The following is a 16,671-nucleotide window of genomic DNA, read 5'->3' as shown; positions in this document are numbered from 1 at the left end:
TTCTTCCTTTTAATCAGCATTTAGCATGTGAAATGAGGCCAATATCCTTCAAATTTAAATATTTGTGTTAAAGTTATTAGTGTAAAGCAAGGAAATTAGGGTAAAGGTGTGATTGATTCAAGCAGCGCAAGTGACAAAGATAAAGCGCTATTTTTACGCGTATTTGCATTTATTGGTGCCATTACTTCTTTTGTAATGTCGGTTACAAGTTACCAAGATGGCTACATAACGCTCAGTTTTTTACTGGTTATTGGCGGCTTTGTTTTTGTATCGCCCTTTGTCCTTAAAAATCGCGACCGAACTATTGCTGTGTTAATGCTTTATGCCTTGTACTCGATGATGTGCTTTTTGATAGTGTCTGGTGGTAATAATGGAACTGGGCCTTTGTGGTTATTTATTGTATCGCCTGTTACCTTTTTTATACGAGGTTTAAAACGCGGCGCATTTGACTTAATCATACTGGCTATTGTGATTTCAGTGCTGTTTTACTTCACCGATAAGCTTGGGTATTACAGCTATCCGAATCATTATTTTACGACCCGTGTCATGCTGTGTTTTTCGATTCTTTGTATTCTTGGTGGTTTCTACGAGTATTACCGTAATAAGTACAGTCGAGAGCTTATTGAGCAACTAAAAATAAATCAAAAATTAGCCCGTATTGATGCCATGACCGATTTGTTTAATCGCCGTTATGCTACGGAATGCTTGCAAGATGCGCGTTTTAACGAAGGGGCTGTCTTTTTGTTGATTGATGTAGATAACTTTAAACAAGTGAATGACACCTATGGTCATCAAATTGGTGATGATGTGCTCACTTTCATTGCTTCAATTCTCAAAAGTGTGAGTGGCGAAGAAGACATTGTTGCTCGCTGGGGCGGAGAAGAGTTCCTTATTGTGACCCCGCAAGGACATGAGCGTAGAGCAAGACAATTAGCTGAAAACATTCACCAGCAATTGGCGCAACATGCATTTCAACAAGGGATTCATAATTTTAAAGTGACGCTGAGCTTAGGGCTTCATCAGCGGGCTTCTAACGAGAGCATTGATCACTGTTTAAGTGTGGCAGATAAGTGTTTATACCTTGCTAAATCACACGGTAAAAACCAAACCGTTGCTGAACTAGATAGTGAAACACATTCACCTGCTTAGGTAATAAAAAACCGCCAAAATGAAGTGACCCCCAATAGTTGGACATTCCAATTACTGGGGGTCTTTTTATGTGCAAAATTAGTGACTATTTTCAAAGTCACTAACTTCGCTCTCAGCTTCTTCTTTCGATTTGCCGTATTTTTGTTGGATTTTACCAACAAGCTCTTTACGGCTACCTTCAATTTTATCTAAATCGCCATCGGTAAGTTCACCCCATTTACGTTGTGCTTTACCTTTTAACTCTTTCCAATTGCCTTCTAAACGATCGCTGTTCATCATAATCTCCTTACTTTGTTAAACATTCACTTTAATAAGAGCAATCGTTATGCCATTCATGGTTTATATATAACCAACTGAATTACAACGTTTTTATTATTATGATTAGACATGGAGTGTTACATGCCTGCAATTTGTACTGGGTTTTAAGGAAAACCTTGTAATTCTTTCATTCAATGAGAGGCTGTTCATCGTTTTTTGATACAATGGGCAAAAAGAAAGTAAGAGATGCCAGACGTGCTGCCAGTTGAAGATATTTATCAATCCCTGCTAACAACAATAAAAAATAACCCTATGGCCTTATTACAAGCACCACCGGGCGCAGGTAAATCAACATGGCTGCCACTCACATTAATGCGTGAAGGGCACTTTAAACACATTGTCATGTTAGAGCCAAGACGTCTGGCTGCACGTAATATTGCCCAGTATTTGGCGAGCCAACAAAACGAAAAAGTCGGTGAAAGTGTCGGTTTGCGTATTCGAGGGGAGTCAAAAGTGAGCCCCGCCACTCGGCTTGAGATTGTCACCGAAGGTATGCTGACCCGTATGCTGCAAAACGATCCTGAGCTAAGTGGCGTTGATTTACTTATTTTTGATGAGTTTCATGAGCGTTCAATTGCTGCAGATACCGCGCTTGCCTTTGCCCTTGAAACGCAAGCGGCATTGAGAGACGACTTAACAATATTACTGATGTCGGCCACCTTAGACGGTGAGCGGTACAGTGAGTTTTTTGACTGCCCAATAATATCCTCTGAAGGGCGAAGTTACCCGATTGATGAAGTGTATATTCCACTCAAAGACGAAAGCCGATGGCTCGATGATATACCCGCAATTATTAAACAAGCGCTCAATGAGCAAGCTGGCAGCGCATTAGTTTTTTTACCCGGACAGCGCGAAATATTGCGGGTGCAGCAAGCACTAAGCGACCTTGCAGATCAGTGCGAGGTGTTTACTTTATTTGGTGAACAAAACAAAGCAGAACAACAAGCTGCAATCGCCCCTGCAACGAAAGGGAAGCGTAAAGTTGTGTTGACCACCAATGTAGCTGAAACCAGTTTAACCATCGAAGGTATACGTATTGTAATTGACAGTGGTAAGCGCCGTGCAGCCAGCTTTAATTTAAAAACCGGTGTTACAGAGCTTATAACGCAAAATATTTCGCGCTCATCGGCGGTGCAGCGAGCCGGTCGCGCAGGGCGTATTGAACCGGGCGTGGTGTATCGCTTAGGGAGTAAGCAAACCTTTGAGCGTCGCAATAATCACGACGCACCTGAAATTCTCACCAGTGATATTAGCCAGTTATTACTTGAGGCAAAGCAATGGGGCGCTTCACTTGAAGAGCTAAGCCTGCTTGATGTACCAAGCACGCAACAAATTAAGCAAGCAACAGCGCTGTTGAAAATGCTGGAAGCCATAGATGAAAATGACAAGCTGACACCGCTCGGCAGTCAAATGCTCAGCTTTGGTGCCGATATTCGGTTGTCACATATGCTGATTAAAGCACAAAAATTACAAGTAACGATGCCAGGCATATATGAGCTAGCGGCGTATTTAATCGCCTTACTCGAAAGCCGCATAACGATGCCTGCCGATCTTAATTTGGCGCTGCATAGCCAGCATACAAAGCCGCATCCCGTGTTTAAACAGCAATTAAACTATTGGTTATCACGTTTGCAATTGAAAGCAGCCTTTGAGCTTAAAACGCAATACCTTGCCTTGCTGGTGGCGTTTGCATTTCCTGATCGATTGGCGAAAAAACGCGGTAATGGTTACTTACTTGCCAATGGCGCAGGTGCTGATTTAAGTGAAGAGTTTTGGCATAACGATGACTACATTGCCATTGCCAGCATGGGCGGCCATAAAGGGAGTCGCGTATTTGCTGGCGTGGCGTTTGTGCCCAGTGAACTTGAAGATGAACTCGGCCATTTATTCACATCGCAGACGCGATGTGAATACGACGAAAAAACAGGACGTTTCATCCATCAAGATGAAGTAAAACTAGGGGCTATCACAGTATCAAGTCAGCCAAGTAAACAGCCGCTTGATAAAGCTCAGCGCACTCAGGCGTGGTTAAACTTATTTAGCAAGCATGGTTTTCAGTTATTTAATGAGCAAACTGACAATGAACAGTTACTCACTCGTATGAGTTTGGCAAGCACGCTGTTGCCAGAGTCATTCCCGACCATTAATCGAGATGAACTACGTGCACATAGCCAATGGTTAGCGCCTTACCTGAGTGATATTAAAAATCTTGAGCAGTTAAAAAAGTTTAATTACGGCGAAGCACTAAAAAATTGTTTTGATTGGCAACAACAAAGTGCATTAAATGAGTTACTGCCATTGCGTTTAACTGTGCCAAGTGGCTCTAATGTAAGAATTACCTACCAGCTCGATGGCCCTGCAAAGCTGAGTGTGCGTATGCAAGAAGTGTATGGCATGACCAGCACGCCTTTGCTTGCACAAGGTAAGTTACCGTTATTAATGGAGCTTTTATCACCTGCAAAACGGCCTCTGCAGCTTACTCAAGATTTAGCGAATTTTTGGCAAACCAGTTACCGCGACGTACAAAAAGAGATGAAAGGGCGTTACCCAAAACACTTTTGGCCAGACAACCCAGCCACGAGCCAAGCAACAAATAAAGTAAAAAGTAAAATGTGAAGTAAATAGCAAACCAAGCGAGTAGCGGGGCTTTATAGTGACCCATCTAATTAAGTTTGCCATGGTCATAACCCGTTACAATTTCCTGCATTGTATAGGTTTCGTTTTTACTGTCTCTTTAGTAGTCTGATAAGGTCAATATCAAAAGAGAATGCCAGTGTCTACGCCTATAACCCTTGCTCAATACGTTAAAAAACGCACCGGTGTGCCGCTGGGGCATAAAGACTCGATGCGTAATATGCTGAGTCGTTCGTTAGGTGCAAGTTCGTTTTATTTATTTTGGCGTTATTGGAATCCCATTTGGAGCTACTACTTATCGCGCTACGTGATGAAACCCAGTAATGAGGTGCTGCCAGTTTGGTGTGCTGTACTGGTAACCTTTGCTGTTAGCGGCGCTTTACATGATTTAGCGGTAAGTATAGTAAAGTTAAAACCGGTGTTCTTTTTTACTCCCTGGTTTAGTGTCATGGCTGTGGTGGTGCTTATTACTCAATTTAGTCAATTACAGTTTAGCTTTGCCCCCTGGTGGGTAAGGGCGCTCGCCAACATCAGTTTTATCGTGCTGAGCTATTGGTTGACGAGCTTACTGTTTTAAATGCTTTAAATATAATGTGGTTATTTTAATACTCAGCCCAGTGTCTTTAACTAAGTAATTGCTAATTACAGTCTTTGTCGTTATTTTAGGTTTAAGATTAATAGAATAACGAACAAGGAATAACAATGAAGCACCTTTATTTTCTAGCTATTTGCCTGCTTAGCGCATTTAGCAGCCAAGCAAAGCAAGCTAACCCGGAGCTCGCAGCGCTGGCGCAGCAATACTTTAATACCATGGTCGCAACGCAAGCGCCTAACGCCACTAAAAAAGAATTAGAGGCCTTTTTAGCTTTATTAACAGACGATGTAGCAAACCAACATTTACCTTATCAAACTGATGATTCAAGAGAGCCAGATGGTAAAGCGATGATGCGCAAAGGGATGACTTTTTACCTTGGTGCACACACTGAATATCAAGCCAACTTACTAGATACCTTCATTTTTAATGACTCAGCCATTGCGTTGCGTTACACCCATCACGCAAAAGGTATCCACCCGCAAAATCAGCAAGCCATTGAGTACACGCAAACCATCATGGATGTACTCGAAATAGAAAATGGCAAGATAGCCGTTATTCGAAAATACCATGAATGATCTTAGCTGTACTTTTTACGTATCGTGAGCGCTTGAATAAGCGCTTTTTTAATAAAAACAACCCGCAAAAAATAACCTCCGTTTCCTACTTATTTGCCTAAATTCATACTTTTTAGACTTTATTTTGCATAAATTTAAAACTTTTTTATATCTCGAATAATAAACTGAATAACAGAGGCTTAGCTAAACTTTAGTGGGTCGGTTTTCGGGTGTTTACAATTTGTCAACCTTGAATTGGCAAATTGATTACCTTACCATTTATTTTAATTGAACGTTCAATCAATAAAAAATTATGCCGAAAGTTGGAATGGAACCTGTTCGCCGTCAGCAGTTAATTGACGCCACAATTGAGTCGGTTGCAGAGCTTGGTTTGCAAGGCACCACCATAAATAGCATTAGTAAAAAGGCCGGCTTATCGTCGGGTATTATCAGTCATTATTTTGGTGGTAAGCAGGGCTTGATTGAAGCCACTGTGCGTTATTTATTGTCGAGCTTAAAGAGTGCTTTATTGAATCGAGTAACGCAACAAACCAGCCCTGAGCAACGACTGATGTTTATCGTTGAAGCAAACTTTTCGCGTACTCAGCAGCAAAGCAATAACACCAAAACTTGGTTGAGCTTTTGGGCGCATTCAATGCACGACGCTCAATTGCATCGCTTACAAAACGTTAATAGTAAACGTTTGTTTAGTAATTTATTGAGCTCATTCAAACAGTTAATGAGCGATAGCGATGCTAATTTAGCTGCTGAGTTAAGTGCAGCCATGATCGATGGTTTATGGTTAAGAGCCGTATTAAGTAAGTCAGACCAAGATCAATTTGAACATTGTGAGCAATTAGTAAAAGACTACATTCGTTCACTAATAAAACAGTATGGAGCCTAAAATGACCACACCTGTTTACGAAAATTTTATAAATGGCCACTTTTTGAAGAATCAAAGTGGCGATACCTTTGCGGTAAAGAACCCAGCGACAGACGAGGTGATTTATCACGTTGAAGTGGCCGATGAGTTTATTCAAAACGCCGCTATTGAAAGTGCGAAGCAAGGCTTTGCTGCTTGGTCTGCAATGACCCCGATTGAGCGTAGTCGCATTTTATTAAAAGCGGTGTCTATTTTGCGTGAACGTAATGATGAACTAGCAAAAGTTGAAGTGCTTGATACGGGTAAACCATGGCAAGAAGCTGAGTGTGTTGATGTAGAAACTGGCGCAGACGTGATTGAGTATTTTGCTGGTCTTGCGCCTGCTCAAGTAGGTCAGCAGCAAATGGTCGGTAATGACTTTTATTACACGCGTAAAGAACCTTTAGGTATTTGTGCGGGCATTGGCGCATGGAACTACCCACTGCAAATTGCGTGTTGGAAATCAGGCCCCGCACTCGCTGCAGGTAATGCGGTGATTTTTAAACCATCAGAAGAAACCCCACTGGGTGCCATTAAACTTGCTGAAATATTTATCGAAGCAGGTGTACCAGCAGGTGTGTTCATTGTTGTACAAGGGGCTGGCGAAGTAGGTCAATGGCTAACAGCAAACCCAGACATCGAAAAAGTGTCGTTTACGGGTGAAGTAGGCACAGGTAAAAAAGTGATGGCAAGTGCTGCGGGTTCACTAAAAGACGTGACCATGGAGCTTGGCGGTAAGTCACCGCTGTTAGTGTTTGATGATGCCGATGTTTCACAAGCGGTAAGTGCCGCAATGCTAGGTAACTTTTATACTCAAGGCGAAGTTTGTACTAACTGTACACGAATTTATGTGCACAAAAATGTGTATCAGCAGTTTATTGATGAGCTGAAAACACGCACGGAGCAAAATATTATTGCTGGCGACCCAATGGATCCTGAGGTGAATTTAGGGGCGCTGATCTCTAAAAAACACCAAGAGTTGGTGCTTAGCTATATCGATAAAGGTATTTCAGAAGGGGCGACGTTATTAACCGGTGGTAAGGCTTTATCACCTGCCTCAGCACCGAACGGCTATTTTGTAGAACCGACCATTTTCGTTGATTGTAAAGACGACATGACCATTGTTAAAGAAGAAATCTTTGGTCCGGTAATGAGCGTATTAGTCTTTGATGACGAAGACGATGTTATTCGCCGTGCGAACGATACTCACCTCGGTTTAGCTGCGGGCGTGTTTACGAAAGATATCCAACGTGCCCACCGTGTTATTCACCAATTACAAGCGGGTATTTGTTGGATTAATAGCTATGGTAACTCACCAGCAGAAATGCCTGTAGGCGGTTATAAGCAATCGGGCATTGGTCGCGAAAACGGCATTGAAACACTTGATCACTACACCCAAACAAAATCGATTTACGTGGGTATGAGCAATATAGAGAGTCCATTTTAATGAGTACACAGAACTATGATTACATCATAGTCGGTGCAGGCTCAGCAGGCTGCGTGTTGGCTAACCGACTATCAGCAGACCCTTCAAACAAGGTGTTATTACTTGAAACGGGTGGTAGCGATAAAAGCATCTTTATTAAGATGCCTACAGCGCTGTCAATTCCAATGAATACTGATAAATATGCATGGCAGTTTCATACTGAGCCAGAGCCTTATTTAGATAACCGCCAAATGCACTGTCCTCGCGGGAAAGTACTAGGTGGTTCTTCCTCTATTAACGGCATGGTGTATGTCCGAGGCCATGCAAAAGATTTTGATGAGTGGCAGCAGCATGGCGCTGAAGGTTGGGATTACCAAGCCTGTTTGCCTTACTTTAAACGCGCTGAATCGTTTTATTTAGGGGGAGATAGTTACCGTGGTGATAACGGCCCATTAGGGGTTAATAACGGTAATGAAATGGCGAACCCTTTATACAAAGCGTTTATCAAAGCGGGCCAACAAGCAGGGTATGCTCACACCGATGATTATAACGGTGCACAGCAAGAAGGTTTTGGGCCAATGCACATGACTGTGAAAAATGGTGTGCGCAGTTCGGCAAGTCGTGAGTATTTAGACCCCGTTAAGTCACGTAAAAACTTAACCGTGGTAACCGGCGCATTAGCTGAAAAAGTATTGCTTGAAGGTAAAAAAGCAACGGGTGTTGAATTTTCTTTATCGGGTACTAGACAGCAAGCGTTTGCCACAAAAGACGTTATTTTAAGTGCCGGTCCAATTGGCTCGCCGCATATTCTTCAGTTGTCTGGTATTGGCGATAAAGAGGCACTCGCTAAAGCGGGTGTAGAGGTTAAACACCACTTACCGGGTGTGGGCAAAAACTTACAAGATCATTTGGAGTTTTACTTTCAATATAAGTGTAAGCAGCCAATTACTTTAAATGGCAAGTTAGGGCTTATTTCTAAAGGCTTAATTGGGGCGCGTTGGTTATTAAACCGCTCAGGTTTAGGGGCGACGAACCACTTTGAATCGTGTGCGTTTATTCGCTCAAAACCGGGTGTCGAATGGCCGGATATTCAATATCACTTTTTACCAGCAGCGATTCGCTACGATGGTAAAAGTGCCTTTGATGGGCATGGCTTCCAAGTGCATGTTGGTCATAACAAACCTAAAAGCCGTGGTGAGGTGACGATTAAGTCGGCTGATCCTAGGGTTGCACCTAAAATACAATTTAATTATTTACAACACAAAGATGACATTGAAGGCTTTAGAGCTTGTCTTCGATTAACCCGTGAAATCATTGAACAAAACGCTTTTGACACGTATCGCGATGATGAAATTCAACCGGGTAAAAATGTGCAAAGCGACGAAGAAATCGATGCATTTGTCCGTCAAGCGGTCGAAAGTGCTTATCATCCTTCGTGCTCGTGCAAGATGGGTGAAGACGAGATGGCAGTCGTTAACTCGCAAACTCAAGTACACGGCATTGAAGGTTTAAGGGTCGTGGATTCGTCTATCTTCCCAACCGTTCCAAACGGAAATTTAAATGCGCCTACCATTATGGTGGCAGAAAAAGCGGCAGATCTAATTTTAGGTAAGCCTTTATTAACGGCATCAAGCGCAGATGTTGCTATGGAAAAACAATGGCAATCAACGCAGCGTAGTTCGGAGATTTAATAAGGCCACCCGCAGTGTCGGCTGTGGGGCTTGCAGTGGCGCGCATCATAAGTTGTTTGTGATGCGTTAATGCGAGGGAAAAAAATGGGAGAAACAATGAAGTATTATTACTTATTTTGGGGGGGGTAACTATGACCTTATGGCTTAGTGCTGGCATCATTTTTACCCTATTAGCAATTGCGGTTATTTTATTTAAATGGGGTACTGTAAGGTGTGTAGGTGTCACACCGGTGAGAACATTTACGTTCATAGCAATTTTATTTACATCAGGCCTAGACGTTGGCTTGATTATGTTTCCACTGACAGAGTTTGCAGGTTATGCAGACATAAAAGCAAGCCCAGAGTATGCGTTTGCCAATCCATTAGCCATTGAGTTTGGTTTTTGGGGCTTCTTGATCTGGGGATTTTATTTCCTTACGTGCTTTTATTTCTGTGTAATAGAACCCAAAGTGAAGTTTTTTGAAATCGCTTGGGTAAAACTAATTAATAACATCGTTATTATTGGTACATGCGCATTTACTGCATTTTACTACTGTCGAACCTACCGTGGTATTTACCTTCATTAGGTGATGGTGAGTCAATTATTCCGACTTTCTACTTACTGGTGTTTGCAGCAATCTGTTTTGCGGTGTACTCAAGTACTGACATTAAATATGTGCGCTTTTTAAGTATTTCTACAACGTGGTTATTTATCGCATTAATTGCGTTTATGTGGGTCGGTGCATTTGTTGGCTCAGAAGCGCAAACATCTGCGTTTGTCGATAACTTAACCCTCATAGGTGGCTATTTTGGCAACATCGATGAGTTTGTATTACCTCTGAACGATTACCATGCTTTTTATCTATTTTGGTGGTTTGCGTGGAGCATAATGATTGGTCAATTTACGTCGCGTTTTGTGGGCGGGTTAAAAACTTATCACGTGCTGGCAGCCATGTTAATTTTTCCGTCTATTCCTATTGCTATTTGGTTTAGTGTTTTATACCAGTACCACGAAGCGGGTATTGCCACTGCGGGCCTTAAAAACATAGCGATGGTATTTGTTGGTGTGGTGTTTGTGATTAACTCACTCGATTCTTTGATCCGTTTATACACAGATAATCTAAACTTAACGGTGAAGCGTTTAGGCAAACTTAATTATATTGCCTTAAATGTGGTTGCGCTTTCATTACTGACTCTGCTGTTTAAGTTCGACTTTTTACAGATCCAATGGGTTGGTGCGTTAGTTATCGCGTTATTTTTCGGCTGCGCCGTGTTTATTGGCTACAGCAAATATAAAACCGTGAAAAACATCGAAGGCTCGCCTAAAGACAACAAATTAGATTTTACAAAAATAGAAACAGTTAGCTAAGGGAAACCAACATGACAACAAGACAAACAGTATTAGCAACAGCGTTGCCATTGGCACTACTTTCGACATCAGCGATGGCTGACTTATCTACCACCGTTACACTTGCATCTGACTATACCTTTAACGGTGTTAGTCAAACGATGAACGACCCTGCCATTCAGGGCAGCCTAGATTATGCCTTTGCAGATTCAGGCATGTATGTCGGTACGTGGGCCTCAAATGTTGATTTTGGTGAAGGCACTGACATTGAATGGGATGCTTACTTAGGTCATTTTGTTGAGCTCAATGAGGCCCTCAGTGTTGATTATGGTATTGCATATTACTCGTACCACGGTGAAGATTATTCTAGCGATGGTAACTACTTTGAAACCTACGCTAAATTTGGTTATACCAACAGCTTAGGTTTCACAGAGTTGAACTTTTGGTATGCATGGGATTATTTTGGTACCGATGCAGGCCATGTGATTTCTATGATTGCCCACACGGTTGAAATTGCGCCGAATCATGCGATACGCGCAAGCTTTGATATTTCTAACTCGTTAGATGGTAATAAATTTGCGTGGGATGGCAACGATAAATCTTATAACCATTATCGTTTGGCGTACCAAACTAGTTTTGCAGGTTTTGACTTTGAGCTTGCAGGTGAAAACACCAGTCTAGACTGGGATACTGCCGATGAGCGTATCGTCGCGTCTATTTCGCGCAGTTTTGATCTGTAAAAAGAACCCCCTCTATTTATCAAAACGGCTAACCTAGGTTAGCCGTTTTTTAATGCTGATAATTAAAACTCTATGCCTTCGTGTTGCATGGCCAAGTCATCAAGCTCGGCTAAGGTATAATCAAACCCTGAGTTATCCGCTTCATAGCGAATCTTCACGCCAAAACCGCCTTGGCATAGGCTGGCTTTAACATTAGACACAGACCAGTGTCTGAGTTTATTTAAAAAGCGGTTAGCGGTTTGTTGAGAGTCAAAGCGATAACGAACCTCTGATTCCATGTACTTATTAGCCTTTAAATTTTTTCGAGAGTGTATGTAATTGCTCCGCTTAAATCAATTGCTCGTTAAAAAATGCGAGTGTGCGTTGCCAAGAAAGCTCTGCCTGCTTTTCATCATAGCGTGATGTTGAATCGTTATGAAAACCATGGTTTGCCTTCTCGTACATATGCATCGTGTAGGGGACTTGGTGAGCTTTTAAATCAGCCTCATAATCTGGCCAAGTCTCATTCACACGTGTATCGAATTCAGCTAAATGTACCAATAACGGTGCTTTGATGTTTTTTCTAAGCTCTTTAACCGCGGGAGTACCATAGTAAGGCACGCCTGCATTAATTAACGTGCTATCGACGGCGGCTAAGTAATTCACCATATAACCCCCAAAGCAAAAGCCCACAGCGCCAAGTTTGCCATTGCTGTTTGGGTGTTGTTTTAAGTACTCTGCTGCGGCGACAAAGTCTTGCTGAATTTTTTCTTTATCCATTGAACGCTGCATTGCGCGGCCTTCATCATCGTTACCAGGGTAGCCACCTAACGGGTGCAACGCATCTGGGGCAAACGCAATAAATCCTGCTTTGGCAAGGCGGCGAGCGACATCTTTAATATAAGGATTAAGCCCACGATTTTCGTGAATAACGAGTACAATAGGGCGCTTAGAGGTTAAATTTGTCGGTTCGACTAAATAGCCTTTACCCTCGCCATGCCCTTTAAAGGAGTCGAAGGTTTTATAGCTGGCTTTTATGTCTGGGTCGTTAAAGGATACTTGCTCTGCTAAGGCGTAATTAGGCAGTAGAGCACTACTTAATACTGCCATCGAATAACCAAGAGCAACAAGACCACCGAGTTTTTTCATAAAAGTACGACGGTCTATCAAGCCATGGGCATATTCGTCGTACCAATCGAAGGCTTCTTGGGGAATGTGGTTGTGGCGTTGCTCAGTCATACTTATATCCTTTAAAAATGAATTCAGTTTATAACTTTAGACTAATTATCAGTGATTAAAAGCCTGTTCTTTTGTTTGCTTTATGACATCGATAAAACGGCGCTGCCAAATAGCGTTGAATGCTTTATTGAACAAGTATAAGAATATTAAAGGCATTAATAGCAGCTTTAAAATAAGCAACGACAAAATATTTAAAAAGTCGATAAACAAGTCTTCAACGGTGGCCACCATATTACTAATGCCCGAGGTGACGGTGTCGATAATTTTACTCACTTGTGATGATGAATCGTGGTTAAGCGACGCATTCAGGGTATCAAGTTGCTCGTTTAAGGCGTCTTTTTCTTGATTAAGCGCCATTTGTTGTTCAAGCACAGCATTAAACTTGCCGGTGAGTTGCTGCTTTTGATCGAGTAATGGTTTTGCTTTGGCTAGTTCTTTAAAGGTGATTACCTCAGATAAACTGCGAGTGGCTTGAATCGCTTCTATTTTTTTGTCGAGTTCAGCCATTTGTAGTTTGAGCTCGGTCGCTTGCTGGTGGTTTTTAATTTGTTGATCATTAAGTAACGATAGCTTGTCGAAAAGGGTCTGTTTTTGACTGTCTACTTCGGCTTTTAGCTTTGCTGACAGTGCCGACGTTGTGCTGGCATTATTATTTACGGTAGCCACTTTTTCGCTGACTTGTTCACTTTGTTGGTTTATTTGCTCGTCTAAAAATACTTGGCTTACCAACCCCGTCGTTAGCACCACCGCAGGAACTAAAAAGCGAATAAGGATCAGGCTCGCCATTAATTTATGGCGAAGCGTTGGGTAAAAATCACGCCACTCACAAATAAGGTATGCAATTACTGATACTGTAAAAACACTGCTAAATATGACGCCGGATGAAATCGTGTATAAAATTCGCTGTAAAAATAGTGAGCCAATGGCAAGACGCATCGCATCCGACATGTACTCCGCTAAATCGTTGACGGGGTCAAGTAGCTGAGCTGGTTGAATACTGGCTATACCAATACCGACTTCGGCGGATTGTAATAAAGAAATTGCTGCATTGACGGTACGTGAAGACGCATACACAAGAGTCGATTGCAGCAGGGCGCTGTCAATAAAGCTCATAATATACTGTTGAAACTGTTCTAACCAACACAGTAGTAACAGTACTATGAGGCTTAAATACTTGATAATATGTTGTTTACTTAGCATAACGCCCTCTGAAATTTGTACGCTTACCTACGCTACACTAATCATAGGCGTTGAAGCAATGAACTCAGATTGAATTATTTTAGTGGTTAACGGTCTATGAATGACGATTAACTGCGGTGAGGAACTATGAAAGAACCTGTATCTATTGGGCAATGCCGTATTGAAGACTTAGATCCCGTTCAAGATCTCGGGCGATTGGTGTCGTATTTGCGCTCTAATTTAGTGACTCACCTAGACTGTGCTCTAAAAAGTAAAGAACTGACTTCGGCACAATACATTGTGGTGGTACTGCTTGCTCGAGGAAAAGTAACAACGTTGGCTGAACTGTGCGAGCACATGGTGTATGACCGTGGTGCCATGAGTCGCCTATTAAGCCGTTTAGAAGATAAAGGGTTAGTGGCTAAACAGCAGTCAATAGAAGATCGCCGTTCAACCATTTTATGCCTTACAGAAAAGGGCAAACAGCTTTATCCTGAGATACTGCCCACCGTTAATGATATTTACCGTGAGGCACTAGCGGGCTTTTCTGAGGATGAGAAAAACCAACTTGCCAGCTTACTCTTTAGAGCGATTCATAATTTAAAAGCATAAATTTCTCTAAGCGGTACATTGTCGCTGCCGTGTCGTTTTGATAATATAGTTGCCTAGGCATTTAATTTAATAAATACCGGGTTGTTATGTTTGAATCATCGTTACTCGCTCAGCTTCAAGCTCAGTTTCCATCACATCAATTTAGTCGTGAAGGCTTGTCTGTATTGCACACAGGGCGCTTTGCCAATGCAATTGTGTATCGTTATAAAGACGCACAACACGATTTAATCATTAAAGATTTTCAGCATAGCCCGTGGTGGGTTAGAAAAACCATTGCTCCACTGTTTATAAATCAAGAGTACAAGGGATTGTCACGGCTTAAAGGTGTTGACGGTGTGGTAGACCACTTTTGTCGTTTATCGCCTATTGCCATTGCCTATGATTTTATTGAAGGTACACCACTAAGGGAGCTTGCATTGCAACAGCAGCAATTACCGCGCGACTTTTTTAAAGAGTTTGAGCGTTTAGTCGCAAAAATGCATCGCCACGGTGTGGTGCACTTAGACCTGCGTAATCTGGGTAATGTGATTTGTTCACAAGATGGTAAGCCGTATATCATTGATTTTCAGTCGGCAATTCGGTTTGCTCGTTTTCCACGTTGGTTGCAGCGCTTTATGCGAGGGGCTGATATGAGTGGGGTTTATAAAGCATGGCAAAAACTAGCAAACGACTCATTACCGCAAGCAAAAGCGGCGTATTTGCATGACTTTAATCATGTTCGTAAACGCTGGATTTTTAAAGGATACCCGTTACAGCGAGCATATGTGTGGGGCAGTGGCGTTGTCACACAAATTTTAAACTCTGACTTTATTCGCAGTATTTTTGAAAGGTTCTAAAAAGCGCGTTTGCACGCGCTTCATGAAAGAAAACTAGTATTTAGGCCACCCATTCGCATCCCAATTAAGTGTGCTAATAAGCAGCTTTGGTCTGCCATTGTCACCCGCATCATATGCATGGCGCACAATCACATCGGTATTAAGGATATCTTGTCCACCTGGACCGACCCACTGGCTGTTACCTGCATCAAGGATACTACCGCCCCCTGATAGCATGTTGTTGCCATTTTTATCAAGGTAAGGGCCACGGATATCAGTTGAACGACCGTATGCAATTCGATAGGTACTGTTAGTGCCTTCACAACACTTACCCATAGAAACGAATAAGTAGTAGTAACCTTGGCGATAGATAATAGTAGGGGCTTCAATACCACCAGAGCGACTCGCTAATGAGTAAATTTCGCCAAAGGGTTTCATGGTCATTGGGTTAATGCGCGTAAGCTTGATCCCTGAATTCCATGAGCCAAATGTAAGCCAAGGCGCACCATCTTTAGCCACGATTAAATCGGGATCAATCGCGTTGTAATTATTGCTATTTGTGGTGTTGATCACTAAGCCATCATCACGCCAATTGCCTGCGGCCACGCTACTGGCTGATGCTAAACCGATGGCACTGACTCGTGAACCAAATGTCGAAATAGCGTAGTATAACCAGCTGCGATTATTGTAACGTTTTAATTCAGGCGCCCACACATCTATTCCATCATGATCAGGTACATAGTTGCCCCACCAAGCAAGTCCGTTTGGAAAAACAGGTAAAGCATCATTCCAATCTACGCCATCACTTGAGTATTTGCCGTAAATACCGGGACCTGTTTGAAAAATCCACCATGTGCCATTTTCGTAACCAATCGTCGGATCATGGGTCACTAAACTGCCTGTTAATGGCCAGTGATTGGCTGCACCATTGGTGGTCGATGGGTCAAAAGGAGTGGATTCTACATTGGCGAGTTTAGTAAGTTGCCATTGCTGAGCGTCACTGCCGTTGTAACTCCACTGACTAATATTCGCGCCATCATTACCATTAAATTCATATAAGTCGAGTGCTTTACCGCTGTGATCATTGATAAAGCTATAATAGCCACTGCCTTCTTCATTGATTTGCCAGTGCTGGCTGGCAATGTTTGCATACTCATATTGTACAACGTTGCCTCCATCATCAGTCGAGAAATCAAATACTTCGAGAGCTTTACCACTGTTCAAGTTAATGACCGAATAATTACTGCCGCCAATGTTGGTAATTAGCCAGCGCTGTGTATCGTGGTTCGTATTCCCCCATTGACTCACGTTTGCGCCATCATTGGTTTGGGCGTTAGCAACTTCGACAAGTTTTTCACTGTATTTCGATTTAATCGTATAGACGCCGTTATCAATGGCATAGGCACTCGGTAACAGCAAACTGGCGGCTAATCCGATAACGCCAACTGTATTTTTAGAAAGTATCATTGTGTCTCCAAATCATTGTTTTTG

Annotated in this window: 15 protein-coding genes and 1 pseudogene; 11 read left to right on the top strand and 5 right to left on the bottom strand. The window is 42.3% G+C overall.

Annotation, left to right across the window (positions count from 1 at the left end; translation table 11 throughout):
• Positions 1-108 precede the first annotated feature (108 nt).
• Complete coding sequence (locus tag JIG41_RS23205; RefSeq protein ID WP_199525162.1) at positions 109-1,149, top strand: GGDEF domain-containing protein; 1,041 nt, start codon at positions 109-111, stop codon at positions 1,147-1,149.
• Positions 1,150-1,227: 78 nt separating this feature from the next.
• On the opposite strand, the gene JIG41_RS17275 is transcribed toward JIG41_RS23205, so the two are convergent.
• A complete protein-coding gene (locus JIG41_RS17275) occupies positions 1,228-1,425 on the bottom strand; it encodes a CsbD family protein (protein ID WP_036966535.1) in 198 nt (65 codons plus the stop codon).
• Between the two features lie 237 nt (positions 1,426-1,662).
• Here JIG41_RS17275 and hrpB point away from each other — a divergent pair, with 237 nt between their 5' ends.
• From hrpB to JIG41_RS17235, 8 genes and pseudogenes are all read left to right on the top strand, one after another.
• On the top strand, positions 1,663-4,083 hold the full coding sequence (hrpB, locus tag JIG41_RS17270) for an ATP-dependent helicase HrpB (RefSeq protein ID WP_065978680.1): 2,421 nt from the start codon (positions 1,663-1,665) through the stop codon (positions 4,081-4,083).
• A gap of 157 nt (positions 4,084-4,240) precedes the next feature.
• Complete coding sequence (locus JIG41_RS17265) at positions 4,241-4,678, top strand: acyltransferase (protein ID WP_065978679.1); 438 nt, start codon at positions 4,241-4,243, stop codon at positions 4,676-4,678.
• 125 nt (positions 4,679-4,803) lie between these two features.
• Positions 4,804-5,271, top strand: a complete 468-nt coding sequence (locus tag JIG41_RS17260) for a nuclear transport factor 2 family protein (RefSeq protein ID WP_065978648.1) — start codon at positions 4,804-4,806, stop codon at positions 5,269-5,271.
• 292 nt (positions 5,272-5,563) lie between these two features.
• A complete protein-coding gene (gene betI / locus JIG41_RS17255) occupies positions 5,564-6,154 on the top strand; it encodes a transcriptional regulator BetI (RefSeq protein WP_036966541.1) in 591 nt (196 codons plus the stop codon).
• Position 6,155: 1 nt separating this feature from the next.
• On the top strand, positions 6,156-7,619 hold the full coding sequence (betB, locus tag JIG41_RS17250; protein ID WP_199525161.1) for a betaine-aldehyde dehydrogenase: 1,464 nt from the start codon (positions 6,156-6,158) through the stop codon (positions 7,617-7,619).
• Complete coding sequence (betA, locus tag JIG41_RS17245) at positions 7,619-9,289, top strand: choline dehydrogenase (RefSeq protein WP_199525160.1); 1,671 nt, start codon at positions 7,619-7,621, stop codon at positions 9,287-9,289. Before betB ends, betA begins: the two co-directional genes overlap by 1 nt.
• 131 nt (positions 9,290-9,420) lie before the next feature.
• A pseudogene (locus tag JIG41_RS17240) lies at positions 9,421-10,637 on the top strand (BCCT family transporter).
• Positions 10,638-10,648: 11 nt separating this feature from the next.
• A complete protein-coding gene (locus JIG41_RS17235; RefSeq protein ID WP_036966552.1) occupies positions 10,649-11,356 on the top strand; it encodes a TorF family putative porin in 708 nt (235 codons plus the stop codon).
• Positions 11,357-11,418: 62 nt separating this feature from the next.
• Here JIG41_RS17235 and JIG41_RS17230 read toward each other — a convergent pair whose 3' ends face one another.
• From JIG41_RS17230 to JIG41_RS17220, 3 genes are read right to left on the bottom strand one after another with little or no spacing between them, the layout of a single operon-like run.
• Entirely contained in the window at positions 11,419-11,634 is a 216-nt protein-coding gene (locus JIG41_RS17230) for a hypothetical protein (protein WP_199525159.1), read from the bottom strand.
• A 49-nt stretch (positions 11,635-11,683) separates the two neighbouring features.
• Positions 11,684-12,574: a dienelactone hydrolase family protein gene (locus JIG41_RS17225; RefSeq protein ID WP_036966557.1), complete on the bottom strand. Its 891-nt coding sequence runs from the start codon at positions 12,572-12,574 to the stop codon at positions 11,684-11,686.
• Positions 12,575-12,622: 48 nt separating this feature from the next.
• A complete protein-coding gene (locus JIG41_RS17220; RefSeq protein ID WP_051501726.1) occupies positions 12,623-13,774 on the bottom strand; it encodes a hypothetical protein in 1,152 nt (383 codons plus the stop codon).
• 126 nt (positions 13,775-13,900) lie between these two features.
• Between JIG41_RS17220 and JIG41_RS17215 the strand changes: the two genes are divergently transcribed.
• Positions 13,901-14,365 (top strand): MarR family winged helix-turn-helix transcriptional regulator, encoded by a 465-nt coding sequence (locus JIG41_RS17215; RefSeq protein WP_036966560.1) that lies wholly within the window; start codon positions 13,901-13,903, stop codon positions 14,363-14,365.
• An 86-nt stretch (positions 14,366-14,451) separates the two neighbouring features.
• A complete protein-coding gene (locus JIG41_RS17210) occupies positions 14,452-15,201 on the top strand; it encodes an RIO1 family regulatory kinase/ATPase (RefSeq protein ID WP_036966563.1) in 750 nt (249 codons plus the stop codon).
• Positions 15,202-15,234: 33 nt separating this feature from the next.
• Here JIG41_RS17210 and JIG41_RS17205 read toward each other — a convergent pair whose 3' ends face one another.
• Entirely contained in the window at positions 15,235-16,647 is a 1,413-nt protein-coding gene (locus tag JIG41_RS17205) for a family 43 glycosylhydrolase (RefSeq protein WP_036966567.1), read from the bottom strand.
• Positions 16,648-16,671: the final 24 nt, after the last annotated feature.

It is taken from the genome of Pseudoalteromonas sp. bablab_jr011, assembly GCF_016464045.1.
Lineage (GTDB): Bacteria > Pseudomonadota > Gammaproteobacteria > Enterobacterales > Alteromonadaceae > Pseudoalteromonas > Pseudoalteromonas lipolytica.
The sequence above is the reverse complement of the archived record's forward strand: the minus strand, read 5'-3'. Positions and strand labels throughout refer to the sequence as shown.

Excerpts from the sequence above, each read along its gene's own strand:
- JIG41_RS17275 (WP_036966535.1), bottom strand. The coding sequence starts at position 1,425 with ATGAACAGCGATCGTTTAGAAGGCAATTGGAAAGAGTTAAAAGGTAAA.
- JIG41_RS17260 (WP_065978648.1), top strand. The coding sequence starts at position 4,804 with ATGAAGCACCTTTATTTTCTAGCTATTTGCCTGCTTAGCGCATTTAGC.
- betI (WP_036966541.1), top strand. The coding sequence starts at position 5,564 with ATGCCGAAAGTTGGAATGGAACCTGTTCGCCGTCAGCAGTTAATTGAC.
- betB (WP_199525161.1), top strand. The coding sequence starts at position 6,156 with ATGACCACACCTGTTTACGAAAATTTTATAAATGGCCACTTTTTGAAG.
- betA (WP_199525160.1), top strand. The coding sequence starts at position 7,619 with ATGAGTACACAGAACTATGATTACATCATAGTCGGTGCAGGCTCAGCA.
- JIG41_RS17235 (WP_036966552.1), top strand. The coding sequence starts at position 10,649 with ATGACAACAAGACAAACAGTATTAGCAACAGCGTTGCCATTGGCACTA.
- JIG41_RS17230 (WP_199525159.1), bottom strand. The coding sequence starts at position 11,634 with ATGGAATCAGAGGTTCGTTATCGCTTTGACTCTCAACAAACCGCTAAC.
- JIG41_RS17225 (WP_036966557.1), bottom strand. The coding sequence starts at position 12,574 with ATGACTGAGCAACGCCACAACCACATTCCCCAAGAAGCCTTCGATTGG.
- JIG41_RS17220 (WP_051501726.1), bottom strand. The coding sequence starts at position 13,774 with ATGCTAAGTAAACAACATATTATCAAGTATTTAAGCCTCATAGTACTG.
- JIG41_RS17215 (WP_036966560.1), top strand. The coding sequence starts at position 13,901 with ATGAAAGAACCTGTATCTATTGGGCAATGCCGTATTGAAGACTTAGAT.
- JIG41_RS17210 (WP_036966563.1), top strand. The coding sequence starts at position 14,452 with ATGTTTGAATCATCGTTACTCGCTCAGCTTCAAGCTCAGTTTCCATCA.
- JIG41_RS17205 (WP_036966567.1), bottom strand. The coding sequence starts at position 16,647 with ATGATACTTTCTAAAAATACAGTTGGCGTTATCGGATTAGCCGCCAGT.